This is a genomic window from Cohnella silvisoli (assembly GCF_021190915.1).
In the GTDB taxonomy this organism is placed as follows: domain Bacteria; phylum Bacillota; class Bacilli; order Paenibacillales; family Paenibacillaceae; genus Cohnella; species Cohnella silvisoli.
In genome coordinates this window covers 54,733-75,987 of record NZ_JAIOAP010000001.1, presented here as the reverse complement: position 1 = coordinate 75,987, position 21,255 = coordinate 54,733, and the positions used below count along the sequence as shown (strand labels likewise).

Annotated in this window: 20 protein-coding genes; all 20 read right to left on the bottom strand. The window is 46.4% G+C overall.

Annotation, left to right across the window (positions count from 1 at the left end; genetic code table 11):
* Positions 1 to 104 precede the first annotated feature (104 nt).
* The gene (locus K7P76_RS00340) at positions 105 to 833 is read right to left on the bottom strand and encodes a hypothetical protein (protein ID WP_232182081.1); all 729 of its coding nucleotides are present in this window, start codon (positions 831 to 833) and stop codon (positions 105 to 107) included.
* Positions 834 to 1,146: 313 nt separating this feature from the next.
* Positions 1,147 to 3,597, bottom strand: coding sequence for a TOTE conflict system archaeo-eukaryotic primase domain-containing protein (locus K7P76_RS00335; RefSeq protein ID WP_232182080.1), 2,451 nt, complete (start codon positions 3,595 to 3,597; stop codon positions 1,147 to 1,149).
* A gap of 500 nt (positions 3,598 to 4,097) precedes the next feature.
* Entirely contained in the window at positions 4,098 to 4,466 is a 369-nt protein-coding gene (locus tag K7P76_RS00330) for a hypothetical protein (RefSeq protein WP_232182079.1), read from the bottom strand.
* The gene (locus tag K7P76_RS00325; protein WP_232182078.1) at positions 4,463 to 4,993 is read right to left on the bottom strand and encodes a hypothetical protein; all 531 of its coding nucleotides are present in this window, start codon (positions 4,991 to 4,993) and stop codon (positions 4,463 to 4,465) included. Before K7P76_RS00325 ends, K7P76_RS00330 begins: the two co-directional genes overlap by 4 nt.
* A 251-nt stretch (positions 4,994 to 5,244) precedes the next feature.
* Entirely contained in the window at positions 5,245 to 5,394 is a 150-nt protein-coding gene (locus K7P76_RS00320; RefSeq protein ID WP_232182077.1) for a hypothetical protein, read from the bottom strand.
* A gap of 74 nt (positions 5,395 to 5,468) precedes the next feature.
* On the bottom strand, positions 5,469 to 5,699 hold the full coding sequence (locus tag K7P76_RS00315) for a hypothetical protein (protein ID WP_232182076.1): 231 nt from the start codon (positions 5,697 to 5,699) through the stop codon (positions 5,469 to 5,471).
* Positions 5,696 to 6,292, bottom strand: a complete 597-nt coding sequence (locus K7P76_RS00310; protein ID WP_232182075.1) for a hypothetical protein — start codon at positions 6,290 to 6,292, stop codon at positions 5,696 to 5,698. Before K7P76_RS00310 ends, K7P76_RS00315 begins: the two co-directional genes overlap by 4 nt.
* Before the next feature lie 31 nt (positions 6,293 to 6,323).
* Positions 6,324 to 7,181: a DUF1444 family protein gene (locus K7P76_RS00305; protein ID WP_232182074.1), complete on the bottom strand. Its 858-nt coding sequence runs from the start codon at positions 7,179 to 7,181 to the stop codon at positions 6,324 to 6,326.
* Positions 7,182 to 7,914: 733 nt separating this feature from the next.
* Positions 7,915 to 8,643, bottom strand: coding sequence for a hypothetical protein (locus K7P76_RS00300; protein ID WP_232182073.1), 729 nt, complete (start codon positions 8,641 to 8,643; stop codon positions 7,915 to 7,917).
* Positions 8,644 to 8,785: 142 nt separating this feature from the next.
* The gene (locus tag K7P76_RS00295) at positions 8,786 to 9,289 is read right to left on the bottom strand and encodes a DinB family protein (RefSeq protein ID WP_232182072.1); all 504 of its coding nucleotides are present in this window, start codon (positions 9,287 to 9,289) and stop codon (positions 8,786 to 8,788) included.
* Positions 9,290 to 9,305: 16 nt separating this feature from the next.
* Positions 9,306 to 9,746: an SRPBCC family protein gene (locus tag K7P76_RS00290; RefSeq protein ID WP_232182071.1), complete on the bottom strand. Its 441-nt coding sequence runs from the start codon at positions 9,744 to 9,746 to the stop codon at positions 9,306 to 9,308.
* A 138-nt stretch (positions 9,747 to 9,884) separates the two neighbouring features.
* Positions 9,885 to 10,976, bottom strand: a complete 1,092-nt coding sequence (locus tag K7P76_RS00285) for a Fic family protein (protein WP_232182070.1) — start codon at positions 10,974 to 10,976, stop codon at positions 9,885 to 9,887.
* Between the two features lie 121 nt (positions 10,977 to 11,097).
* Positions 11,098 to 12,129 (bottom strand): RDD family protein, encoded by a 1,032-nt coding sequence (locus K7P76_RS00280; protein WP_255677817.1) that lies wholly within the window; start codon positions 12,127 to 12,129, stop codon positions 11,098 to 11,100.
* 178 nt (positions 12,130 to 12,307) lie between these two features.
* Positions 12,308 to 13,126 carry a spore coat transglutaminase TGL gene (gene tgl, locus K7P76_RS00275; protein WP_232182068.1) on the bottom strand — a complete coding sequence of 273 codons (819 nt, stop codon included), beginning with the start codon at positions 13,124 to 13,126 and terminating at the stop codon, positions 12,308 to 12,310.
* Positions 13,127 to 13,226: 100 nt separating this feature from the next.
* Positions 13,227 to 14,111 (bottom strand): DUF6999 family protein, encoded by an 885-nt coding sequence (locus K7P76_RS00270; RefSeq protein ID WP_232182067.1) that lies wholly within the window; start codon positions 14,109 to 14,111, stop codon positions 13,227 to 13,229.
* Positions 14,108 to 15,982 (bottom strand): beta-ketoacyl-ACP synthase III, encoded by a 1,875-nt coding sequence (locus tag K7P76_RS00265; protein ID WP_232182066.1) that lies wholly within the window; start codon positions 15,980 to 15,982, stop codon positions 14,108 to 14,110. Before K7P76_RS00265 ends, K7P76_RS00270 begins: the two co-directional genes overlap by 4 nt.
* Before the next feature lie 724 nt (positions 15,983 to 16,706).
* Positions 16,707 to 18,653 (bottom strand): ABC1 kinase family protein, encoded by a 1,947-nt coding sequence (locus K7P76_RS00260; protein ID WP_232182065.1) that lies wholly within the window; start codon positions 18,651 to 18,653, stop codon positions 16,707 to 16,709.
* A 180-nt stretch (positions 18,654 to 18,833) separates the two neighbouring features.
* Positions 18,834 to 19,421, bottom strand: a complete 588-nt coding sequence (locus K7P76_RS00255; protein WP_232182064.1) for a sterol desaturase family protein — start codon at positions 19,419 to 19,421, stop codon at positions 18,834 to 18,836.
* A gap of 341 nt (positions 19,422 to 19,762) precedes the next feature.
* Positions 19,763 to 20,923, bottom strand: a complete 1,161-nt coding sequence (locus K7P76_RS00250; protein WP_232182063.1) for a UxaA family hydrolase — start codon at positions 20,921 to 20,923, stop codon at positions 19,763 to 19,765.
* Entirely contained in the window at positions 20,920 to 21,246 is a 327-nt protein-coding gene (locus K7P76_RS00245) for a UxaA family hydrolase (protein WP_232182062.1), read from the bottom strand. The genes K7P76_RS00250 and K7P76_RS00245 overlap by 4 nt, the downstream gene beginning before the upstream one ends.
* Between the last annotated feature and the right edge of the window lie 9 nt (positions 21,247 to 21,255).

Sequence of the window (21,255 nt, the reverse complement as noted above, 5' to 3'; positions counted from 1 at the left end):
TTTTCCTGCCAATAAATAAAGCGAAGGAAGACGGAGGATGTCTTCTTTCGCTTTATTTAAAGATCGAATCTCGATAATTTTTATAAGCGCTTGATCCGACGCAGTTATTTATTCGTTACAGATGCAATGCTTCCGTTCGTTTTGAAATCCTTGGTGAACGATACCGTTGCTGTCGCCGTAATTTTACCATTCGGCGTCGTTACGGTTATCGTCGGAGTGGAAGAGTACCCCGCTCCCGGTTTCGTAATCGTTATGCCCGTCACGACGCCATTCACAACCTTTGCGGTTGCCGTGGCCTGCGTTCTTGACCATATTTCGCCTTTGCTTGCATTATAGCGATAGTAATTGGATACCTCATCCAAACGATCATTCGTAATCCCATAAGGAGCAAGTACTTTAAGAAGGGCTGCTTTGTTGCGTTGGGCTTCTTCCGAGGTCGGCCCCGTATCCGGTCCAGCGGGAGTCACGCCGCTAAACGCTTCTCTAAACACCTCTGTGGGAACCCCAAGGGCTGCTGCAATAAGGACAACCGGTCTGCCATGGTCCTGCGGGTCCGTATCGAATCCACCCGATATGACGACTGAATATGGGACATTGCTGTTAGTAGTTCCCGTTGTTGGATTCTTGTTTGCCGATGGGGCAGCAGCAACGGCCTTTTCCCCGGGTTTACCTTTTTTTCCATCTCGGCTCCCGGCTGCGGCCTTTATCCCGGAATCCGACTTTACGCACGAACTTGCCTCTGTCTCCGGCTTAGCCGTAGCGGCCGATAGAATGCTGCTAGCGCTAATGGCTAGCAAGATACCTGCTCCAACGATGAAAGATTTTAATAGCATGAATTTTATCTCCTCTCGAATGTTGTTTCCAGACTTAGTCTAGATCACCATTGTGTCAGGAGTGTGTTGGGATATATATTAGTTTTCTGATAATTCCAATAATAATATAGATCTTCTACTTTCTCTGTGCTACTATAGCTTTATAGGAAAGGAGGTGCGTCAACATTAGTAGTCACATGTTGAACGTATCCCTTACCCGATCCAGTCTGTAACGATTACGCAGCTGGAGGCGCGGGATACGGTTATCGTTTCGAATAGCGCCTCTCGGGTAGAAAAGACCGTCTACGGACGGTCTTTTTCATTGCCTCAAATATCATAACTCAGCACCGCGATACCCCATCCTCCGATAGCCTTTTACCCGTTTCTTATACATATTCATCAGCACCGGCACCTGTAGGTCGATGTAGTCGTAAATCTTGACCTCCTTCTTATTCACATGAGTACGATGCAGCCGACCTGCATACTGCTGTAACGACCCCGTCCACGAAATCGGATGAACTAAGAACAACGTGTCCAACCTAGCATCGTCGAAGCCTTCGCCGATCAATTTCCCCGTTGCGATGAACACACGTTCTTCATTATCCGGGATATTTGCGATCTGCTCTCGAATCGCTTCTCTTTGCTTCTTCCCCATCCCACCGCGAAGAACAATAACATTCTTAGCAAAATTAAGAAGACGCCGTTCGAAATAGTCCGCGTGTGCCGTTCGTTCAACAAGCAATAGCGGGGAACGCCCTTCTTCCAAGCAACTCAGCAAATCGTCGAAAATCATGGTGTTTCGAGCCTCATCCGTGACGAGACTCTGATAAACCTCTTGTATACCTGGATTGACTGAGCTGGCCGGCATCCAAAACGCTGAATACCGGGGAACAACCGTCAAAGAAAACCCTCGGGTACTTCCCAACATCTTGGCATCTATCTTTATGCGAATAGGCCCAAGCTGCATGGTTACGATCGCCTCTTGTCCATCTTGACGTTTGGGCGTCGCCGTAAGACCGAATATATACTTTGCTTTGGCTTTCATAAGAACCTGCTCAAAACTATAAGCAGAAACATGGTGACATTCATCCACGATAATTTGTCCATATTCTGTGATAAATTCTTTGACTATGCCTTTATGATTGAGACTTTGAATAACAGCTATATCTACAATGCCCGTGCGCATTTCTTTGCCGCCGCCAACCAAACCGATTGACTCCTTAGGCAGGTTCAGGAACGTTTGCAGCCGCTCCTTCCATTGCTCCATGAGTTCCCGCCGATGGACTAGAATTAATGTGTTTACTCTGCGATCAGCGATAATACTCGCTGCTACAACAGTTTTACCGAATGCCGTCGCAGCTGATAAAATCCCAATATCATGCGCTAAAATTGCTTTTGCCGCAGCATCCTGAAGTGTTGTTAATGTGGAAAGAAACTCAGCATGGATTGACGTCCCCTCGAACCTTTTATCCTCTAGATCCACATTGACGTTATGCAGTGCGAAGAAATCCATAACTGCCTTCTGACATCCCCTAGGCAGCGCGATGTGATGAAGAAGATCCTCGGCACAGGAAATAACTCTGGGCTTACCGAATGTAGATAGCCTCATAGCTTGTGTTTTATAGAAATCCGGGTTGGAAAAAGAAGCGAGTCTCATTAATCGATTTATTACGCTTGGTGATAGATCTTGTTTGTTTATATAAAGTCGATCCGAAAGTACAATCGAAATCAGTGCAGGCAGAGGTTCTTTCAACCGCTCATTAGTAGATTTATTATTCCGATCCCATGGTTGATCCTCTTCGTCTTCATCAGAATTCACGAGGCCGACTTGGAGTTCTCCATCTCCAGCGTTCAACTGGATAAATCGAGACACTCTTTCCTCCGACATTTTACCCAGCTCAGAGAGAAATCGCCATTGATCCTCATAAGCCACAAAATGACTATCCACGAAGGTGCTATTACTACTTTTACGCGGTCCTCCTTGAAGCGGTAAAGCTATAAGATTTCCGAAGCCCCCTTTAGGGAGCGTATCCTGATTAGGGAACAGACGATCATAGGAGTCCAGACCAAGCTGGTAGCGCTGCTTCATTGTTAACGTCAAAATCAGTGTCCCGAATCGTCTAGCCCAAGTGGCGGCGATTGGCTCTTCGAAGAAAATCCAAATATGACCGCCATTTCCGGAGCGTGAACGCTCGAGAGCTGCGGGAATATCATGATCTTGGCAAACCTTCATTACCGCTGAAACATCTTCTTGCCAGTTCTTCTTATCAAAATCCATGGCTAAAAACCAACAGGTCTCGTCCTGCAGCATCGGATAGACACCAATCGTCCTATCTTGTCGTGCATCTAAGTGCTTTGACACCGCTTCATCTGTGACGGGGAGAAAATTCTGATGCGTGCAAACTGAACACTTCACCTTCGGCTTTTGGCAGACGGGTGTCCATTCATTACCGCAGGCCGGCGAATAGCCGCTCTTCCCTTGCTTATTGCTCCAGCGAACGGGATAGACATCGTCACGCCCCCGGAAGTAGCTCCGATATACTGCTAACTTTTCTTCTACTTTGGAATATTGATGAACGGATGCGGAATTTTCTTGCTCTGTTGTGGGGGTGGGATTAGCAACATTTTGTTGGGCATGTTCGTAGTGAATTGGAGACTTTGTTTCAGCATATAGTGATAGCTGCCTTAACTGATTTCTTAGATCTTGGTTCTCTTGCGCTAATTTTTGTTGCCCTAATTTTAGCTCTTCTATTTCCAATAATGCCGCCTTATATTTTGTCATCATGTCATCCGTTGGAATCACATCCTCTAAGAGTAACCAGCCTCTTGAACGACCTGAAACAACCGCCGATTCAAATAAATCTTCTCTTTTCCTAGCTTCTGGGACTTTTAATCCTTCTTCGAAGGAAGCTTCCTTATGCCTCAGCGTATACTCTCAATTATAGCCTGAATAAGGGTAGTCGTTACTCACATTAATAATACATGTGTAATTTATTTTGTTTTTTACTTGTGTTCAAATTATCTAATGAGTTATTAGACAAAGGACATGGACAATGGCTTGATCCTGCCAAGTGAGGGTGGATTATAGCTCTAAACAGAAACCCGACCGCTTGCGTTCGGATTTCTAGTGGTTGAGGCGAACCGAGAGAGATATGTTGCCACAATACTTCCTACAAGTAAGTCGTGCAGGACTTTCCCTGATGAGGTCCAAATATCCCGGTTCATGAGCATAGCTCTTTTAATAATAGATCAGAATAAGGCAGACGTTTTGAGACTTTATCTTGCCTAGGTCCTAGTCAGAACATTTTCAGTCGTGAAAATATTACGCATCTTAAACTCCGGAGGACTTTCCACTAGACACACCAGTTTAAGCAAATCCGTTTTTACACCAGGAAAATAGGGCTCATCCAATATTAGAGATTTGTCTGTAACCCATTCTGGCAGAGCCAATCCGTACTCTCTGCATAATTTATGAATCCCTGCTGAGCAATACGATAGATGACGACGATCATCCAAACATATAGGAGCGGGGCTAATTAGTTCTCTTCTTTTTTCATTCGTGGAGGCATAAAACAAATCTAAAAAAATACGCCATGCAAAGCTAAAATCACGGCCATTAGAAAATTCTTCTTCAAATATCTCATTTATTGTCATATGAACAACGCCTCCGTAAATGCTACCGTTTTGACGCTCAACAGCTTAGATGGGATGTATTTCTCGACAATATCCAAAACTTGATTTCGGTCTTTAAGACCTAAATGATTAACCAACACTTTCGCATCATTGAGATCATCAGTATCAAGTCTTGCAGCATAACACTTCATCGCTAAAATGTATTCCGGCTTAGCCGCCAGTACTCTGAAATTGCTAAGCTGCATAACCAGGTCGGTTTCCGGTTCAACATACAGCCAGCCCTTCACGCCATCATTTAGCCAATTCAACGGCAAGCCTTCCTCTTCCGCAATTTCACGGGCATAAGCATAAATGCTGCCTTTGGGCTCAAATACTGCATCAATATCCCGCGTATAACCCCGACTTCCAAATATCAAGCACATTACAGCTTCGCCGAATAAGATAATCTCACCCGTCTCATCAGTGCTTCGGAGTTTTTCATTAAGCCGTGAAAGGGCCGAAATCATTTGGTCTTTATCCATTTTCCTATTGTCATCTGGGATAGACATTTTATTCAATCGCCTTTATTTGCATTTTCTTTGAATTAAATGACTCTCTTAAAGTATACAACATTATTCGACATCTCTCCCAACAGAGTAAATTATGCTCCTTTTGGCCTGCGAGCGAACGATCTGGACGTGATTCCTTCACGTATATCTCCATCAGGATTTCCACAGCCATAAATCAAAACCTGCTGGAGATATCCCGCTCGGCAAAGGTTCTTACCACTCAACAATATTGCGTCAAGAGTCAAAAAGAGTTACTTGTTTTTATTTCTTACCTTAAAACCAGCGGCTTTCAAGTTTGTCGAAAGCTTCGAATCGGAAACTTCTGAATAATAGGCACTCATTTTACTAGACCAATTTTTGACTTTGCTCTCTATTTTCCCATTTCCATTTTTTCTAGACATAAAAAGCCCCTCCTTCACTTTACTTTCAAGTATCGGAGAGGCCTTATCTAATTATACCTAACTCAGCTATTCTACTATTTAAGTACGACTGCTAATGAGCCATCCCCAGAAACAATCGTAGCTTTAAGATCAGAACTCACTGCGATTTCGCGATTAGATATCAATTGAGCGTACAACTGTGAATGGTTTTCGTTTGTTAAGCCAACTGTGAAACCAGAAGTCACCAAATCGGAAAGTAACTTCTGAGAGTGCAATTCTGAATAGTACATATTCATTTTCTTTTTCCACTTTGTAACCTTATTCATCGTGCAACACCCCTTTTCCGGATTCTAGACTTTCCTGATTTGATTATAACATATGAGGATATTAGATTGGAGTGCCTAACAACATATTGTTTTTCAGTTCGAAAATGTCTGGTTATTGAGTAAGGGGGTACTTTGTCATTTGAGAATTTTGACGGGAACGCTTCTTCTCTATCTAAGTAAGGGAAAGTCTTTGATATTAACTGAACCTCCGTGATCGATGCGATATGATTACAGAGATAAGCATCATTATATTCCATGAGTTCCAGGTTTCGTGTTTCTAATTGTTCGTACAGTCTAATCATTTCAGAAAAGAAAAAATCTTGTTCTTCTCTATTGTCTAAATCTAGAAACCGATCTTCTTCCACTTTAATGTCACACTTCATTACTGCCCAGTTTTCACCGAAGTATTTCGGGTTGCGGTTAACTTTCATTTTTGCCCAAACTTCCGCCTGAATGGGGTCGTTATAAAAATAAAAACCATCTCCTAAGTAATGAGAATCCCCTGTCGAGCGGAACTTCTCTAGTAATTGTCGTGCATTTACCATTTCATCAATGGCACTTTGGGTGTTTCCGTGGAAGAGTGTCAAAATCAAACCAATACCTCATTTCGACTATTCAATCAATCTACACCTGCTCCAGAAGCCTCGCCTCTCCGTTGCTGATCCAGTAAATTCGTTCAGAAACCGGGCTTGGCAATAGGTTGCAGCTTCGTTTCACAACGTCCCTGAATCTCGACTTTTCGACCAAACGCAGTGCTTGCGCTATTGTCTCCATTCGCTCTTCGGAACGCATCATTAGCGCGTTTTTTCTATTCGTGTAGGCGATGACGCAATTTCTTGGCAGATTGCGTGAGGCCATGTCCGGGAGCAGAAACTGACATTCCACTGGATGGGAATTATCCATAAACACCTCAACGTAACACGACTTGTGGAACGGGCTCTGTAAGGAGAGGCGCGACGGCTGCCAACCAGCAGAGCGCAAATTCCGATATGCCAGCCGCTTAACTCTTTCTACAGTCAACCGGGGATTATGGCTCAGAATAGCTTCATTGACAATCTTGGAGCAGCTGTCCTTAATCTCTATGTAAATAACGCGTAGTCCCGGCAAATACTCTTCCGATAGGAATGGCGAATTCTCCGCGGCTTCCTTGACATAACGTTCGTCACGAATAGCTGGAAAGATATATGCAGGGTCGAGCTTTGCGACATCGCTCTTCGTGCGCACCAATTGCGAGCATCGGATGATGCTGTTCAAATAATCAACGGCAGCATTCAAATCACCTCCAGCCATATACGTACGGAATGTGTTGTGAAGGCTCACCTGCACTTTCTCCTCCGGATTGTTAGGCTTCAGACTGATTTCCAGCAGCAGCGGCTCTTCCTCCTTCTGTCGAACGGTAACGTCCATACTCTCACTCAAGTGCCGCATCATCATTTCCGCAAATTGTACAAGTTCGTCATATAATCGGACAGGTCTCATCATATACCTCCTTCAGATTTCCAGAACAACAACAAAAACCCCGACAAGACGTCATGGACGTCAAGTCAGGGTGTGCTTCACCTCTGGAATATTAACCTCACTCTACCATAAAAATGACAATAATGGAAGCACCTCATCCGGATAATGGCAGTCAAACGCCAAAGCCCCGTTCATGGATCTCCATGACCGGGGCTAGCTTTGCGATAAACTATTCATTTGTATTCGTTAAACCTCCGATACATGCGCCGCATGTACATCAATTCAGATTTTTCACTCGAACATGCTTAGCATGTAACCATACACGTACTTATTGCTTATGTGTTGCCGATAACTCCATTCAACGGATACCCACATGCCGGGAGGTATGCTGGCATGCTTTGCCTCGCGCTACGTCATCGGATGATACTCCCTTCTATGCGTGATGTATATTGTACAGTTCAGGCGATATATTGTTGGGGGTGAGCCGGACCAACTCGTATTTCATTAGTCGCCGTTTGGTCACCTGCGGTTCGCCTGAAGCAGGACAATCAAGATGTTCATGTGATTCGTTTGATGTCCTTATTATAGCCTATCTCTTAAAAAGATTAAATATTCAGATTATTCTATTTAGTGTTAAATGGAAGTTATTTCTTCATGCATGTAACCGTTTCCTCCGTCATTGTTACTTTTACGTCATCTTTCTCGTTTTTTCGACATTGAATATAATCGGGATCGGATATGAGGATAACATGGGGTTCTATATAGGTCGATGCTCAGGATCACGAATATCGGCTCGCTGAACAAGCAGAGGCAAATCTCTCCTTAAGCTGGAAATATGTTCGAGCATTTCGCGAATGATAGCAATCCCAAGCCAACCCGCAATCGTCAATTCGCGTTCTCTATGGAGGTAGTCATTATACTGTTTTATGCTGCATCTTCGTTCTACAATCTCGTCTCCAACGAATTGAAAAGCAACCAATGTCCGGGATTTAGAAGGGTATATGTGTAGGCAAAAAGGTAAACGAGATCTACTAAGTGGATATCCGACCTTCAGATCGCTGAAATCATAATTAACCATTGGCCCCCACAGCTCCTGAAGGAAAACCCCCACCTCTAATCCATATTTGGCTTCATCCGCTTTACTTAAGTTTCGCTCTATCCATCGGGTCACATTAGGATGAAGGCGATAATCTTGCATAGCCCTATATTCCCCTCGAGGGCCGAACATCTCATCAAATTGATACTGCAAAGCCGAATCGCTGTTGGAGACAAGCGCTCCTGCTTGGTTAAATACAATGTAAGACCTTGTTATTTTGTTCTTATAATAAAACTTCCCCTCATCGTTCCCCATGAACATTAGGTAACCCAATATTTGATTCTTCTCGTTTGGGTGTTCCCGCTCCAAATAATCGTTCAACGGGGCAAAAGCATTTTCCAACCATCTCTTCGTTAAATTCTTGCCAGGTGACATCACCTTCTCGTACATATACAGGCCTCCTTGAACACAAATAAGCACCGTGCAGGCAGAATAGTAAAAATCCTGCAAGCACGGTGCTTCCGTGTTGAATATGATAAGGACAATATAACATAGGAGGCTGGCATATTTCAACTAGGAACGTACATCTTATCTAGCTTCCAGCATCAGCATGCATTGATTGCATTTCCATCATGGTCTTTATTTCGATAGCATGTTTAATGCGCACCATGCAGTCCAAATGATGCTGCTCTTCCCCGTTGTGAAAATTAAACATCCCCCTTAACTTCTTTATGCGTAGAAAAGGTTGAGCAATAGGCGCATCAAGCTTTCCCGTTGACGCTGCAACGATATCATCAATTTGGCTTCGCAACTTCTCCAAAATTTCAGAGTAAGTTGGCGGCTCGGCCGTCCACTCGCTCGGCCTCGTTCCTTTTGGGAACAGGTAGTGGTAATGCTCCGGGATTCTCCATCCCTCACCTAGCTTCGGAAATATACCGTGATCCCATGCGACTAAAATGTGGCCCAGGTTCCAGCGGATGCTATTGTTGAAACCCTCAGGTACGATGTCCACAATCTCTAATGGTGATGATTCTGCCAACGCCAATGTTTGAGCTCGCAAATCGCGAAACGTTTTAAATTCTATAGGTTCCCGCATTTCAACAGTCCTCCTATTAGAGTCGCGTTTCAAGTAAATTTTTGATTTTCTTCAGATCCTTCATGTTTGCTCTTCGCATCATGAATGTCATAAACGGAACAAATAACTTGGAAAACCCGGCGTGATTCCCTCTATTTCGCAAAGTCATTCGGGTAGAATTGTCGTCGACCGTTTCCCAAGTATAAGTCGTCTCCATAGGAAAAGGTCCATCGGCCGTTTTCATGACAAGCAATTGCTTCTGTTTATATTCTACAATCTCATACACGTATGCAAGCTGCTTTCCTAGAAATTGCGCTTTAAAAGCGATTTTAGAGCCAACGGCCAGCGGTTTTGGAGTTTGCCATTCTGCCGATTGAATATTGACATACCATTCAGGGGCATTATCTGGGTTTGCCGCATAATCTGAAACTTCGTCACGGGGACGGTTAATGATAATTTCTGTAAAAACGTCTACCATTACGTACCTCCTACCTGGATTTTTGTCGTAAAATGTCGCTGAGCAGATCGCTGACAGATCGCTAACATGTCTGCATTCGGATGATTCTGATAAATAGGGATAAATTCCGCCCCGAAACCAAGTCCCACTATCGCCACTTTAACTTTTTTCGTCAATAAACTGACCTCCTGCATATGTCTCTCGTTTTCTCCATTTGGCGGAACGACCCATTCCATCCCTCTGTATGATTCCTTCCTCACTCATTTTCTTTAGTGCAGCATTAATAGTTGGACGCGCAATATCAGGGCAACGTTCTTCAATATCAGCCGCAGTGAAAGTACCCAACAGATTCTTTACTATTTCTCGAATTCGGACCGCTTTCTGTCCCTTGGAATCAGTTACCATTCCCGCGCGATTTTCAAATTCTTTGTACGCAGCTAATAGGACTCCAAGGAAATACTCTAACCAAGGCAGTAACTGATGCTCTCCTTCATGCCACCCTTGTGACGATTGATTCAAGGTCGAATAATACTGATCTTTCGTATCCTCAATGATTTTCTCGAGTGAGATAAATCTTCCTACTTGGTAACCAGCTTGATATAAGCAAAGAATAGTTAGCAAACGAGCCATTCGCCCGTTGCCATCACGAAAAGGATGAATACAAAGGAAATCAAGAATAAAAGCACCAATGGAGATCAATGGGTGAGGGTATTTCGTCTCCATAGCCGTGAACATTGATGTACAAAGATAACTAACCGCTTCTTCTGTTCGGAACGCCGGAGTTGGTTTAAACCGTACGATTTCCGTTCCATCCGGGTGCCTCTCGGTAATCGTATTGTCGGAAATTTTAAAATGTCCGCCTTCACCAGGAGAAAACCTGTATAGCATTCCGTGAAGCTGTTTGATTACATTAGGTGTTATTGGAATGTCTTGCGCAGAAGCATGAATTTGTGAGAGGACGGCACGATAAGAAGCAACCTCATTCTCTGATCTATTTTGAGGTAAAGTTCGCTCAGCCATTAGTTCTTTCAACCGATTCCCGTTCACTACTATACCTTCGATCCTATTGGATGATTCAGTGCTCTGTATGGTTGCTACTTCTTGAAGTCGTTTAAGAATCTCAGGAGACTGATGCTCATACAGACCTTCTTTACCCTTATACTCTGAAATGGCTGCAACAAGTTCAAAAACATTGAGAGTTAAAATAGAGGATAAATTCCGCTGGATATAATCGTTGCTAAAACTTGACATCAATCACACCCCCTGAACATTAACTTATATTATACCCTAAGAACTTATATTTTAAGCCACTAAATATAAGTTCTTGCTTGCTTTATTAAATAAAAATGTACATGGTTGATTTAGGAAAATTTCATGCACTTACACTGCCACCACCACTATTACTCTCATTACCCACCGCTTCTCGGAAACTCACAGTTATATTGCTTAGCTCTACCTGCAGGCTAGAGTACTTATCTTTGAGCGTCCATGCTAATAGCTGGTGAAAGTGTGATTGAGTTTCAACTACGGTTACAAGATACGTAGCCGGAAATTCATCCACTGTAATATGAAATGAAAATTGGATAGCAGGATTGCCGTTAATCTCCGTATGATGAGGATCCATGACGAATTCCTTATGACCCATCTCAGCGACAAAGTGTTCCTCAACGATTTTCTCGTAATCTGCAAGAGTCGTCCCATCGTCAAAACCCTGTTTAGATTCCGATAATACAATAAAATATTTTTCCGCATACCGATTTGATATGGAAATATCCGCGTCTTGATGAAGATCTGAATCGTTGCTCCAACTTGATGGGGCTGTAATTTGAAATTGCTTGTCTTTACTTATATAAACTTCGCTCTTGTTACTTTCACGTATTAGAGCGGATATGCCCGACACAGCAGAAACAACCGACACGCAAGCAAGGATAGAAAATACGACTGCCAGAATAATCGTTTTGCTTCTGCTAGCGGTAACTAAGTCCCGAACCTTCACGACATAAGTCTTCGCCACCATATCGCCAAGCCTCTGTTTCTTCGGTGTAACCAATACACATATTCCTGCCGGAAGCCCTCCAATTAATAGAGGGTTCGTATCCACCAGTCGCAATACTGTACGTATTAACGACTTGACGAAGCCGGGTACTCCGCCCGTCTCATTCACCGCTTGAATACGAAGGACGAATTTTCCCAGCGTATATCCGGTCAAGCCTTCAAGCAGCAGGTAATAAGATACGAAACCGACAATCCAACCTAACATCGCTAACGTTAAATAATCGTCTCCAAACTCCTCGCTAGCTGCTATCAATCCAATGAGACCCGCCCATATCAGGAAGTCAATAACCGTTGCAGCCCATCGCCTGAAAAAAATAGAAGCCCCATACGTCGAGGTTATCGAGCCCATTGTCGTTGAAATAGTATCATCTGCTGGATTCTGATTTATGGCGATGCACCTCATCTTATTAGTTAAAGTTTTCCTCCCCGTTATTTTCGATAAAATTCGACTTATTTCCTGCATATGTAAAAATAAAAGCGCCTTGCTCGGGCGCTAGAGGCGAAGGTTATGACCTTCGGGCATTTATTTACAGAATGTAAGTTTTGGTACCTATACTGGCGACAATAGGGTTTTCTATATGCTTGTTTTGTACAACAAGACGACTCTCCCTTGGAGACAGCTTTCGAAGATGTTCAAAATCCGGGTGCATGACTAGTTCCGAGAGGTATGCCGACGTCGTGCTCCCTGGTATTCTTATTTCATTGAGAGAAGAAATCATTTTCTCCGACGTCGCTCTCCCAATACCATGTCCGTAATAAAGGTCATCGGCAAGCTTGAAGGTATTCTCCCCCTGCCATTCCGGCTTTTCCGGGTCATGGTCCGGATTCTTGAAATAAAGAACATCTCCCGGATAAGCTTCCTGGTTATTATAAGTCGAGATTAACCGCAAGTCGCTGTCGGAATTCCAATCCCTTAAGTACAAATCCTTAAAGTAGTTATTAAATGTTTCCTTATGGATAACATCGAGTATCGCCTTGTACAGGACAATCACGATTGCGGTTGAACATTCAAAGGCATAGTAGCGTCCGTTTTGAAAAATATCGCTGATTCCATCGGAAGGCAGAACGCCGCTCCTCAGTTGGAACCCCCCATTATCCGTGCGAGACCATAATCGCTCATTGCACCGGGAATTTTCGAACGTGTCAAAGGTTACAGCGCTGGAATTTAAAGCATTGGCGCTCTTCACGATACTTGTTCTCATTGTCAACTCGAATTCCAAGGCATCAAGGGAATCATATTGATAGACTACCGAGCTTTTCCACTTATTTTGCACAATATCCTTTTCAAATTGCGAGAGCGGTAACTTGCTTATTTGCTCTGCATCGCCGTTCGAGATCAGGATCACCGTTTTCCCCCCATTGTCGCATTTTTCCGAGAATAGGTTATTGTACGTGTCTGACCCTATATTGGTGCAGTGAAAGCTGCATTCATTGTTGCACGGCGAATTAAGCGAACTGCAGCTGCTGCTTATGCTTCAACTCTACGAGCAAGGCGTGAAGTTGCTCCGTGGCAAGGCCGTGCAGCACAAGGCGAAATCCAGCTTTCAACGTCGTCAGCGGAACCATCGGATGCTTGTTGTTAATCAACGCGAGCCGATCATTGCTACCGATAATCTTGGAAGCAAGGATGCCGATCGTTTCATCCAATTGCAGGGAATTGGTCGCACGCCAGAAGTCGTTATCGGTAAGAAACATTTGATAGACGGGCGTGAAGCATTCGATTGCCGTCGTTAGGTCAAGGAAATTGGACCACCGCCGCGGCATCGGCTCAATCGGAAGCGGTGTAGAGGTAATCGCATCGAAATTGAGCCTATCCTGCTTGGTCACCTCTATATTCTTGTCGCGCAGCTCGCGATTGAGATTGATGACGAAATTATATAGATTCAGATCATGAATGAGGAATAGATCATCCTTAACGGGTTCAAGGCTCGTCGGCTTCAACGGATTCATCGTAATTTGCACGCCGGGCACATTGTCGCGGATAAATTGCAGCACCTCGGAGCCGAGATAGAAATGCCTTAGAATCATATAGTTTGCGCTTGGACTGACGAACGTCTTCATCCCCCAATACAATACGCGGTGCAGCAGCTTGGATGAAGTAAAGGCTTTGGGTACGACGATTTTGTAAAGTTGCAGCAAAATAATCATCAGCCGCGCGAATGGCCTTAGCAAAGGGAGCAGAAATTGCCGTGACTTGCTCGAGCAATCCCTGAGGTAGGCGGCTTTCGCCTCCTCGTTAAACGGAATGCTCTGATCCAGATAGATAGCTAGGAACGGATTCGGATCGTTCTTGTCGTGCGGCATGTTTTTGAAAAAATCCGCTTCGCTCATACGTTACCCAGCTCCTCTAACTGTAGAAGATACAGACGCGCCGTCGTTTTTGCCGTTTTTACGATTGTTGCCGCAATTTCTGCCGTGAGCATCGGATGCTGAACGACCATTTCCAGCCGCTCGAAATGCTTCTCATCCGAGTCGCTATGATACATCAGGAAGGATACCTGATCGTCGCTCAGCGCCAGTTGATCGCGAATCATCTCGCCCCAATAACGCGCCATTCTGCAGCCAAGCCCTTCGATAATCCACATCGCGCCGATTAAATCGTACGGATTGTCATGGCTTGCCCGTTGGAACAAGTAGGCAGACAGCGCCTCGCTGCCTATATTCTTCACTCCGGATTGGATCGTAGCCAGGTCGCCGCCAACGGCAACGTAATTGCGCTCTAAGATTTGAAAGTCCCGGTGCTCGTCGCGCGCATGGGCAATGAACGCCGAGCGAAGCTCGATATGCTCGATCGCGATATACGAAGCCGCACGGGCAATCCACTGCGAGCCGTCGATGACCTGCTGCCGAATATTTTCCATAAGCGCTTTATAATCGTCGAGCGTGAATTTATTGCGGTAAAGCTTGTGAATAATCGGGACTTGAGCTAGCTTCTGTTCGAAATCGATCCATACCTGAACAAGCTGCCGCACGAGGTGCTCCTGCACGGAATCGGTTGGATTATATTCAAGATGAGGCGCTTCCGGCTGACGCTCCTTAAATATGTCGACTGCGCCTTGTTCCTCGGAAGATGTTGAACCGACGACGGTCAGCAGCATATAGGAGGTTTGGAATCTGCCGCTTTCCGGAACCATGCACAGCACCTGTTCACCCGGCTTGAGATGACCTTCGTTCAGCAACTCCTCTAGCATAATGTAGATCGAAGCTGCGCCTGTATTGCCCTTCGTGTATAGATTCGTAAACCATTTCTCCTCGGGAATCGTCAGTCCGCCAAGCTGCAGCAGCCGGAAGATTTCGTCGCGGAAGAAATGAGACGAATAATGGCATACCATCCAATCGATCGCCGCAGGATTAATCCGACCTTCCTCCACAAGCTCGAAGAAACGATTAACCCCCACCTTCGGCATTTCATTAACGAGCCGGATGTCTTGCTTCAGGTTAACCGCTCCGTCATCCGCCGCTTCATGGATGGATTGATAATCGAGCCATGAGGCTAAATCGTCATTCTCCTTATTTAATCCCGCATACATGCAGACATCGTATTTGTTCGCGTAGGATTGGTTGTCGATCCATTCGATGCGCAGCGACAGGCCTGTTGTTGAAGGCTTATGCTGCAACACGGCCGCACCCGCCCCATCCGAGAGCATAAATCGGAGAAAATCGGTATCGAATGGCACTGGACTGTCAACGTAAGCGGCTTGCGCTTCGAAGCGGGTATGCTTGAAGGCGCGGCTCGGGAATTCGCTGGCGCATGAGACTGCATTTCTGTGCTCGCCGGATTGAACGTGGAGATAGGCATTTTTGAGCGCATGCATTCCGCTGGCGCAGACGCCGTGATGGGTAGCTATTTCCATGACGGGCAACCGAGTTTCGGCATGGACCATACTGGCGAAGCCGGGGACGAGGAGATCGCCCTGCGTCGTGGCTGCGGCGAGAAATCCGATTCGGTCATCAAGCGCTTCGGCATTCCGTTCAAGCGCGTCATGAATGGCGAGTGAGGCCATCTCCGCATTCGTGTATAGGCTCTTCTGTTCCTTGTCGATGGCATAATGCCGATAACGAATTTGATTTTGCTCGAGAATGCGACGTTTCGACTTCGAGCCTTTGCCGCCTACTCGACCGAGGTAATCTTCAATCTCGTCGTTGCCGATCGGCGATCCGGGAAGAAATTTTCCGATGCTTGTTATATAGACTGGATTCATGGCGCACCTCGCAGATAAAGGTTATAAGTATGACCTAATTATCCTTGAAGCGGCGCCTCGCGCATAGTACTAACTATTTGTGGTACCTCCTAGCCGGCCGCGATGAATAGAAGAAGGGCTGTCCAATTAAAGTGAGGATGGAGGCTTTATTTTGGCTTAAATCCAAAATTGACTATTGGGACAGCCACACTAGGTTTATTACCTACAATCTGTGACCACCTGCAAAAAGTACAGGTGGCTCTCGCAGAGCATCTCAGAATTAGCCAATAACCTGCAAAAAGTACAGGTGTTTTTGATAAGATTGAGTGTTTCTAGTTGAATTGGGCAGAACACATGTAGCAAATGCAGGTTGATAGGCGACTATCCTGATTTCAAGCAAAAATGACTGCAGAAAATACAGGTTGTACTTGAGCTATAAGTCCAAACAGCGACGTGATTGAACATGATGTTAAAATAAAAAGCAGTCCCTCAGGTCAATCTGACCATATGGGACAGCCCCACCAGATATAGCTTCGATGTTTATTCCGATTGCGTGAATCCGAGCTTGCGGGGCTGCCCGTCTGTCATCCAGTCGCGGCTGCGTCCTTAAATAAGTTTTAGACTGACCCCAATAAAAGGAACAGCGGTAGCCATGGACGAGAAAATAAAGTCCTAGACTACCGCTGTTTTATTGAGATATCGTTCTCCGTTACCTTAACAGTGGACACAGTCGCTACTCCTTTATTTACTTCAAATTCCGCACCGCATGGATTGCGACCCGGATGAGCAGGACCGCGCTGATCAATATGCCGGCGTATCCGAAAACGGCCACGATATTAAACTCGTCCCAAGCGTAATGGCCGTTCAAACTAAGCAGTCCGATGGAGATGCCTCCGAACGCCGTCCCGACGAAAGCAAGTAAAGCTTGTGAAATCCATTTCGTCACGAATGAGGCGTTGGCCTTGTCGGAGAAAAAGCCGACCTTAACGGAAATCTCGCCCTTCTCCAGCATCGACCCAAGATGATCAAGTCGCCGCGGCAGTCTGCGAATGACGGGGAGCATCTCCAACAATTCGTTCGTCGCCGTTTTCCTCAGATTGGTGTATTCACTGATAGGGATGAATTCCGCTGTGTGCTCCCTGGCGAAGCGGCGGGATTCGTCCATTAGGCTAAACGAAGGATTCAATTGCATCATAGTGCCCTCAAGTGTAATCAGCGAGCGAAACGCGCCCGCGACATTCGGGTAGAACGAAAATCCGAACTCCCCAATCATGCGAAACAGTCCCTGTATGAACGCATCCGAGCTTCCAGTCGCGTCATAAGCTGTCTGAACCAGCAGTTGGCTGAGCGCTTGCTCCAGACCTTCCTTATCAATTTCCTGCTTCGGCTCGACCAGTTGCAACAGCGCATCCATGATAACATAAGTGTTGCGCTGTTCTAATCCGACGAGTAGCCTCTTCAGCGAATCCTGCTGCAGCGTTCCGAGCCGTCCCACCGAACCGAAATCCAGCAGCGCGGGGGTTCCGTCTTTCAAAATATAGACGTTGCCGGGATGAGGGTCGGCATGAAAAATGCCCTTGAAGAAGATTTGCTCCAGTATGCAATCAAAGATTCGCCGTTGTACCTCCAGGCGATCAATACCGCGTTCATCCAGAATAGCCGTACCGCCCTTTACGCTTACGCCCTCCATATACTCGATGACGAGAATTTTCGCGTTGCTGAGCTCTCGGTAGACGTGGGGGATCTTCACCTTTGTCCGGCTATTGGCCAGAGAAGCCGTCACTTGTGCGAAATTGCGGGCTTCGATGCGAAAATCGGTCTCTTCCTTCACCGCCGCGGAGAATCCTTTTGCCAAATCGAGGAAGCCGATATTTCTGGCCCAGGCAGATTTTTTTGATGCCCAAGCCGCGAAGCGGACCAGAATATCCAAATCTCGCTGCAGCGTGGAGACAATATCCGGACGGAGCAGCTTGACGACGACCTTCTTCCCGCCCTCGCGCAGCGTAGCACGATGGACTTGTCCGATCGAAGCCGCGGCGAGCGGTTCCATTTCGAATTCGAGGAACATCTCGTCCTTAGGCCGTCGCAGTTCCTTGGCCAATATTTCCTCCACCTGCGCTGTCGTCAAGCGGGAGACGTTTTCCTGCAAGTTCGATAGCTCTTCGATGATCGCCGGTGGCAATAGATCTGAGCGCGTCGACAACACCTGACCGAATTTGATAAAGAAACCGCCGCAGTCCTCCAGCATCCTGCGAAGCGATACGGCCAGCTTTTGATCTGAAGCCGGCGATCGTTTGATGGCCAGATTTTTGCCTAAGCCGTTCCTGATCGCGATCATCAGCACTTGGACGTATCTTCGCTGTCTTCGCCACCAGGCAGACAGCCTTCTGATCGGATTTCTCGTATCGGAGAGACGCTCGCCCCGTTCGCCGAGAGGGATCGGATCGAACATCTCGAACAAGAGATAGAAGAGCAGGGAGACGATGACCATGCTGAGCAGCCATAACCATCCGTCGGCTCCGAAGCTATCCGTGTTGTGATAACGCAAGTATGTGTACCAGTACACGGAAGACGTCACGACGACGCTGAACAGCGAAGCCATGACTTGTTTCATGAAGCTAATGTTCGTCCCAATCAATCGGCCGATGATGATCATCATGATAACGGCTAGTAAAATATATTGAGAATACATCGGTTCACTCCTTTGAGTAAAGGGGCGTCCCCTTATTATACATAATTTTGTTATCGGCAACTCAGTTCGATACTTGCAGTGTCCACAGAAACGATCACACTTCTCCCCTCCAGCCCAGCAAAGACGAATAATCCAGTTTCGTCCCCAATTGGTGCAAACATCAAATTACCAAATCTTCCCCTACAGCTCAGCTTTCTTCTTGCCGTCTACATTAACAAGTGAATGGTCGGTACCGAGCAGCATGTCGAAAGCAGGGTGGGTTACGCCGAAATAGTGGGCCTCGTCCTTGTAGTGATGAAGAAGATGATGCTTTTTCATCCATTTGCCCCACGGTGTCCAAGGAATAATCGGTCGGTGCGAAACGAAATGGGTCCACTCATAAAATAACTGATAAGCGCCAAAGCCCAGCATGACCGCGAATCCCAGATGATAACTCTGGAAGAGGATGATAAACAAAACCGATAATGCGAAATGAACAGGCACATTATACGCATTGGGCGTAAGCAAGAATTCATTGTTATTAGGATGATTATGATGTTCTTCGTGACCTTTGTGCGCATTCGGCATAACGGAGGAAATAAAACCATGCAAGGCGAATCGGTGAATAAAATACTCAGCGACAAAGAATAATGCGATTCCTCCAACGAGAGCCGTCCACATCCACTTACTGTAGGGTGTCCCGATTACAATAGCGGCGTAGAAAATACTGGCGCACGCAAGAAACAGGATTCTTTTATCGAACCAAAACTCTTTCAAGTACTTACTCATCCGTCTCGCCATCTCCCTTATACTCATGCTCCTATAGCTTGAGTATAGGGAAAGGATGATTCCCCCGAAATACACCCAGGTCTAACTTTAACTTAGACCTTAGTCGTGATCACAGACCGGACCAAGAGGGCTATTCACCTTTCACGCGCTTCAATTCGACTTCTCTATGCTATGTTCTCGGAGAAGTTGAGCAATGCCTTCAAGAGAATACTCGCCTTTAACAATATCAACCATGGCGGAATTGCCACAGAATAGCAAAAGAGCAAAAGCGATAAGCCTTTGCTCTTTTGCTATTCTGTTACGGAATGTAAGCCTACCGACGCTCAGGTTATGCGGAAATCCTATAAACTCGGCCCGATTCGGTTAATACTGAACTCCTGATGGCCCAATACTTCCGCTTTCGTCCATTTTCCATCGGCGACGTCCGTAATCTCTTGCCAGATCCTCTCTCCTGCCAGCTCCAGGCTGAGCGAACCGTCCAACATACCGCTGACGTCCACGTCCATGTTGTCTTCCATCTTCTCGAAGGTACGACCGTTACCCGTAATCTTGATAACGGGTACGACAGCCGCGCCCGTAGGTGTTCCCCTTCCTGTCGTGAAGCAGACGATGTGGACGCCGCCCGCGGCCATGCCGGATACGCATTCGATATCGTTGCCGGGCGAGTCCATGAAGTAAAGTCCGCCTTCCGGAATCGTCTCGGCATATTCGATAACTCCCTTAATCGGAGCGGTGCCGCATTTGCTTATGCAGCCAAGCGATTTCTCCTCGATCGTCGAGAGACCTCCGGCGATGTTGCCGGGACTCGGGTTGCCGCCTCTCATGTCCGCGCCCATCCGTTCCACTTCCTTCTCGAAGCGATCGACAATGGAATAAAGCTTCTCTTCCGTCTGCGAATCCGCGCATCGCTCAGCAAGAATATGTTCCGCGCCGATAATTTCCGTCGTTTCGCCGATGACGATCGTTCCGCCCTGCGAGATGACCGAGTTCGCCGCTTGGCCAAGCGCCGGATTGGAAGCAAGCCCCGAAGTGGCGTCCGAGCCGCCGCATTTCACCGCTACCTTCAGCTTCTCCATAGGAATGGCGACTTTGTCCTGCTTGGCCAGCTCAGACAGCATCTTTCTCGCCAGCTCCGCTCCATGCGTAATCGCTTTGACCGAGCCGCCGATCGACTGGATGTCGAACACTTCCACCGGTTTCCCCGTAAGCTTGATTGCCTCGGCTAGTGCAGCTGGATCAACTACCTCGCACCCCAGGCTGATAATGATAACGCCGCCCACGTTCGGGTTCCGGCCCGTTCCCGCCAACACTTCGAAAGTCCGTTCCTTATCCGCGCCAATCTGACTGCAGCCGTGCTGATGCGGAATAGAGATCGTTCCCGGAACCATCTGCATGATCCGATTGCATACTTGATTGGAGCATATAACGGTCGGAATGATTAACAAATGATTGCGTATGCCAACATCGCCGTTCGGTCTCTCATACCCCATGAATGTGTTCACTCGGTCGTCTTCCTTCCCGCAGTATCGCCCCGGCCGCGAATGCCTTCAATATTGTGCACATGTACGTGCCGTCCCGCTTCAATGAAGAGAGTCGACCTGCCTATCGTCTCCCCGTATTTGCGCACATTCTGCCCCGACTCTATTGCGGAGATAGCGAACTTATGTCCGAAAGGAACGTCATCAAGAAGCTTCACTTGTTGAAAAATGCCGCCGACCCGATATTGAACGACAGCCCCTGCTTCTATATCTCGAAGAGCTGTGGCGACATGGTCTCTTTCATCCATGACCAGCGCATCCGCTCCCAATTCCACCTCATGCGACACGGTCTCGTC

Bases quoted from the DNA above. Each gene is read 5' to 3' on its own strand.
- K7P76_RS00340 (WP_232182081.1), bottom strand. From the start codon at position 833: ATGCTATTAAAATCTTTCATCGTTGGAGCAGGTATCTTGCTAGCCATT.
- K7P76_RS00335 (WP_232182080.1), bottom strand. From the start codon at position 3,597: ATGATGACAAAATATAAGGCGGCATTATTGGAAATAGAAGAGCTAAAA.
- K7P76_RS00330 (WP_232182079.1), bottom strand. From the start codon at position 4,466: ATGACAATAAATGAGATATTTGAAGAAGAATTTTCTAATGGCCGTGAT.
- K7P76_RS00325 (WP_232182078.1), bottom strand. From the start codon at position 4,993: ATGTCTATCCCAGATGACAATAGGAAAATGGATAAAGACCAAATGATT.
- K7P76_RS00320 (WP_232182077.1), bottom strand. From the start codon at position 5,394: ATGTCTAGAAAAAATGGAAATGGGAAAATAGAGAGCAAAGTCAAAAAT.
- K7P76_RS00315 (WP_232182076.1), bottom strand. From the start codon at position 5,699: ATGAATAAGGTTACAAAGTGGAAAAAGAAAATGAATATGTACTATTCA.
- K7P76_RS00305 (WP_232182074.1), bottom strand. From the start codon at position 7,181: ATGATGAGACCTGTCCGATTATATGACGAACTTGTACAATTTGCGGAA.
- K7P76_RS00300 (WP_232182073.1), bottom strand. From the start codon at position 8,643: ATGTACGAGAAGGTGATGTCACCTGGCAAGAATTTAACGAAGAGATGG.
- K7P76_RS00295 (WP_232182072.1), bottom strand. From the start codon at position 9,289: ATGCGGGAACCTATAGAATTTAAAACGTTTCGCGATTTGCGAGCTCAA.
- K7P76_RS00290 (WP_232182071.1), bottom strand. From the start codon at position 9,746: ATGGTAGACGTTTTTACAGAAATTATCATTAACCGTCCCCGTGACGAA.
- K7P76_RS00285 (WP_232182070.1), bottom strand. From the start codon at position 10,976: ATGTCAAGTTTTAGCAACGATTATATCCAGCGGAATTTATCCTCTATT.
- K7P76_RS00280 (WP_255677817.1), bottom strand. From the start codon at position 12,129: ATGGGCTCGATAACCTCGACGTATGGGGCTTCTATTTTTTTCAGGCGA.
- K7P76_RS00270 (WP_232182067.1), bottom strand. From the start codon at position 14,111: ATGAGCGAAGCGGATTTTTTCAAAAACATGCCGCACGACAAGAACGAT.
- K7P76_RS00265 (WP_232182066.1), bottom strand. From the start codon at position 15,982: ATGAATCCAGTCTATATAACAAGCATCGGAAAATTTCTTCCCGGATCG.
- K7P76_RS00260 (WP_232182065.1), bottom strand. From the start codon at position 18,653: ATGTATTCTCAATATATTTTACTAGCCGTTATCATGATGATCATCATC.
- K7P76_RS00255 (WP_232182064.1), bottom strand. From the start codon at position 19,421: ATGAGTAAGTACTTGAAAGAGTTTTGGTTCGATAAAAGAATCCTGTTT.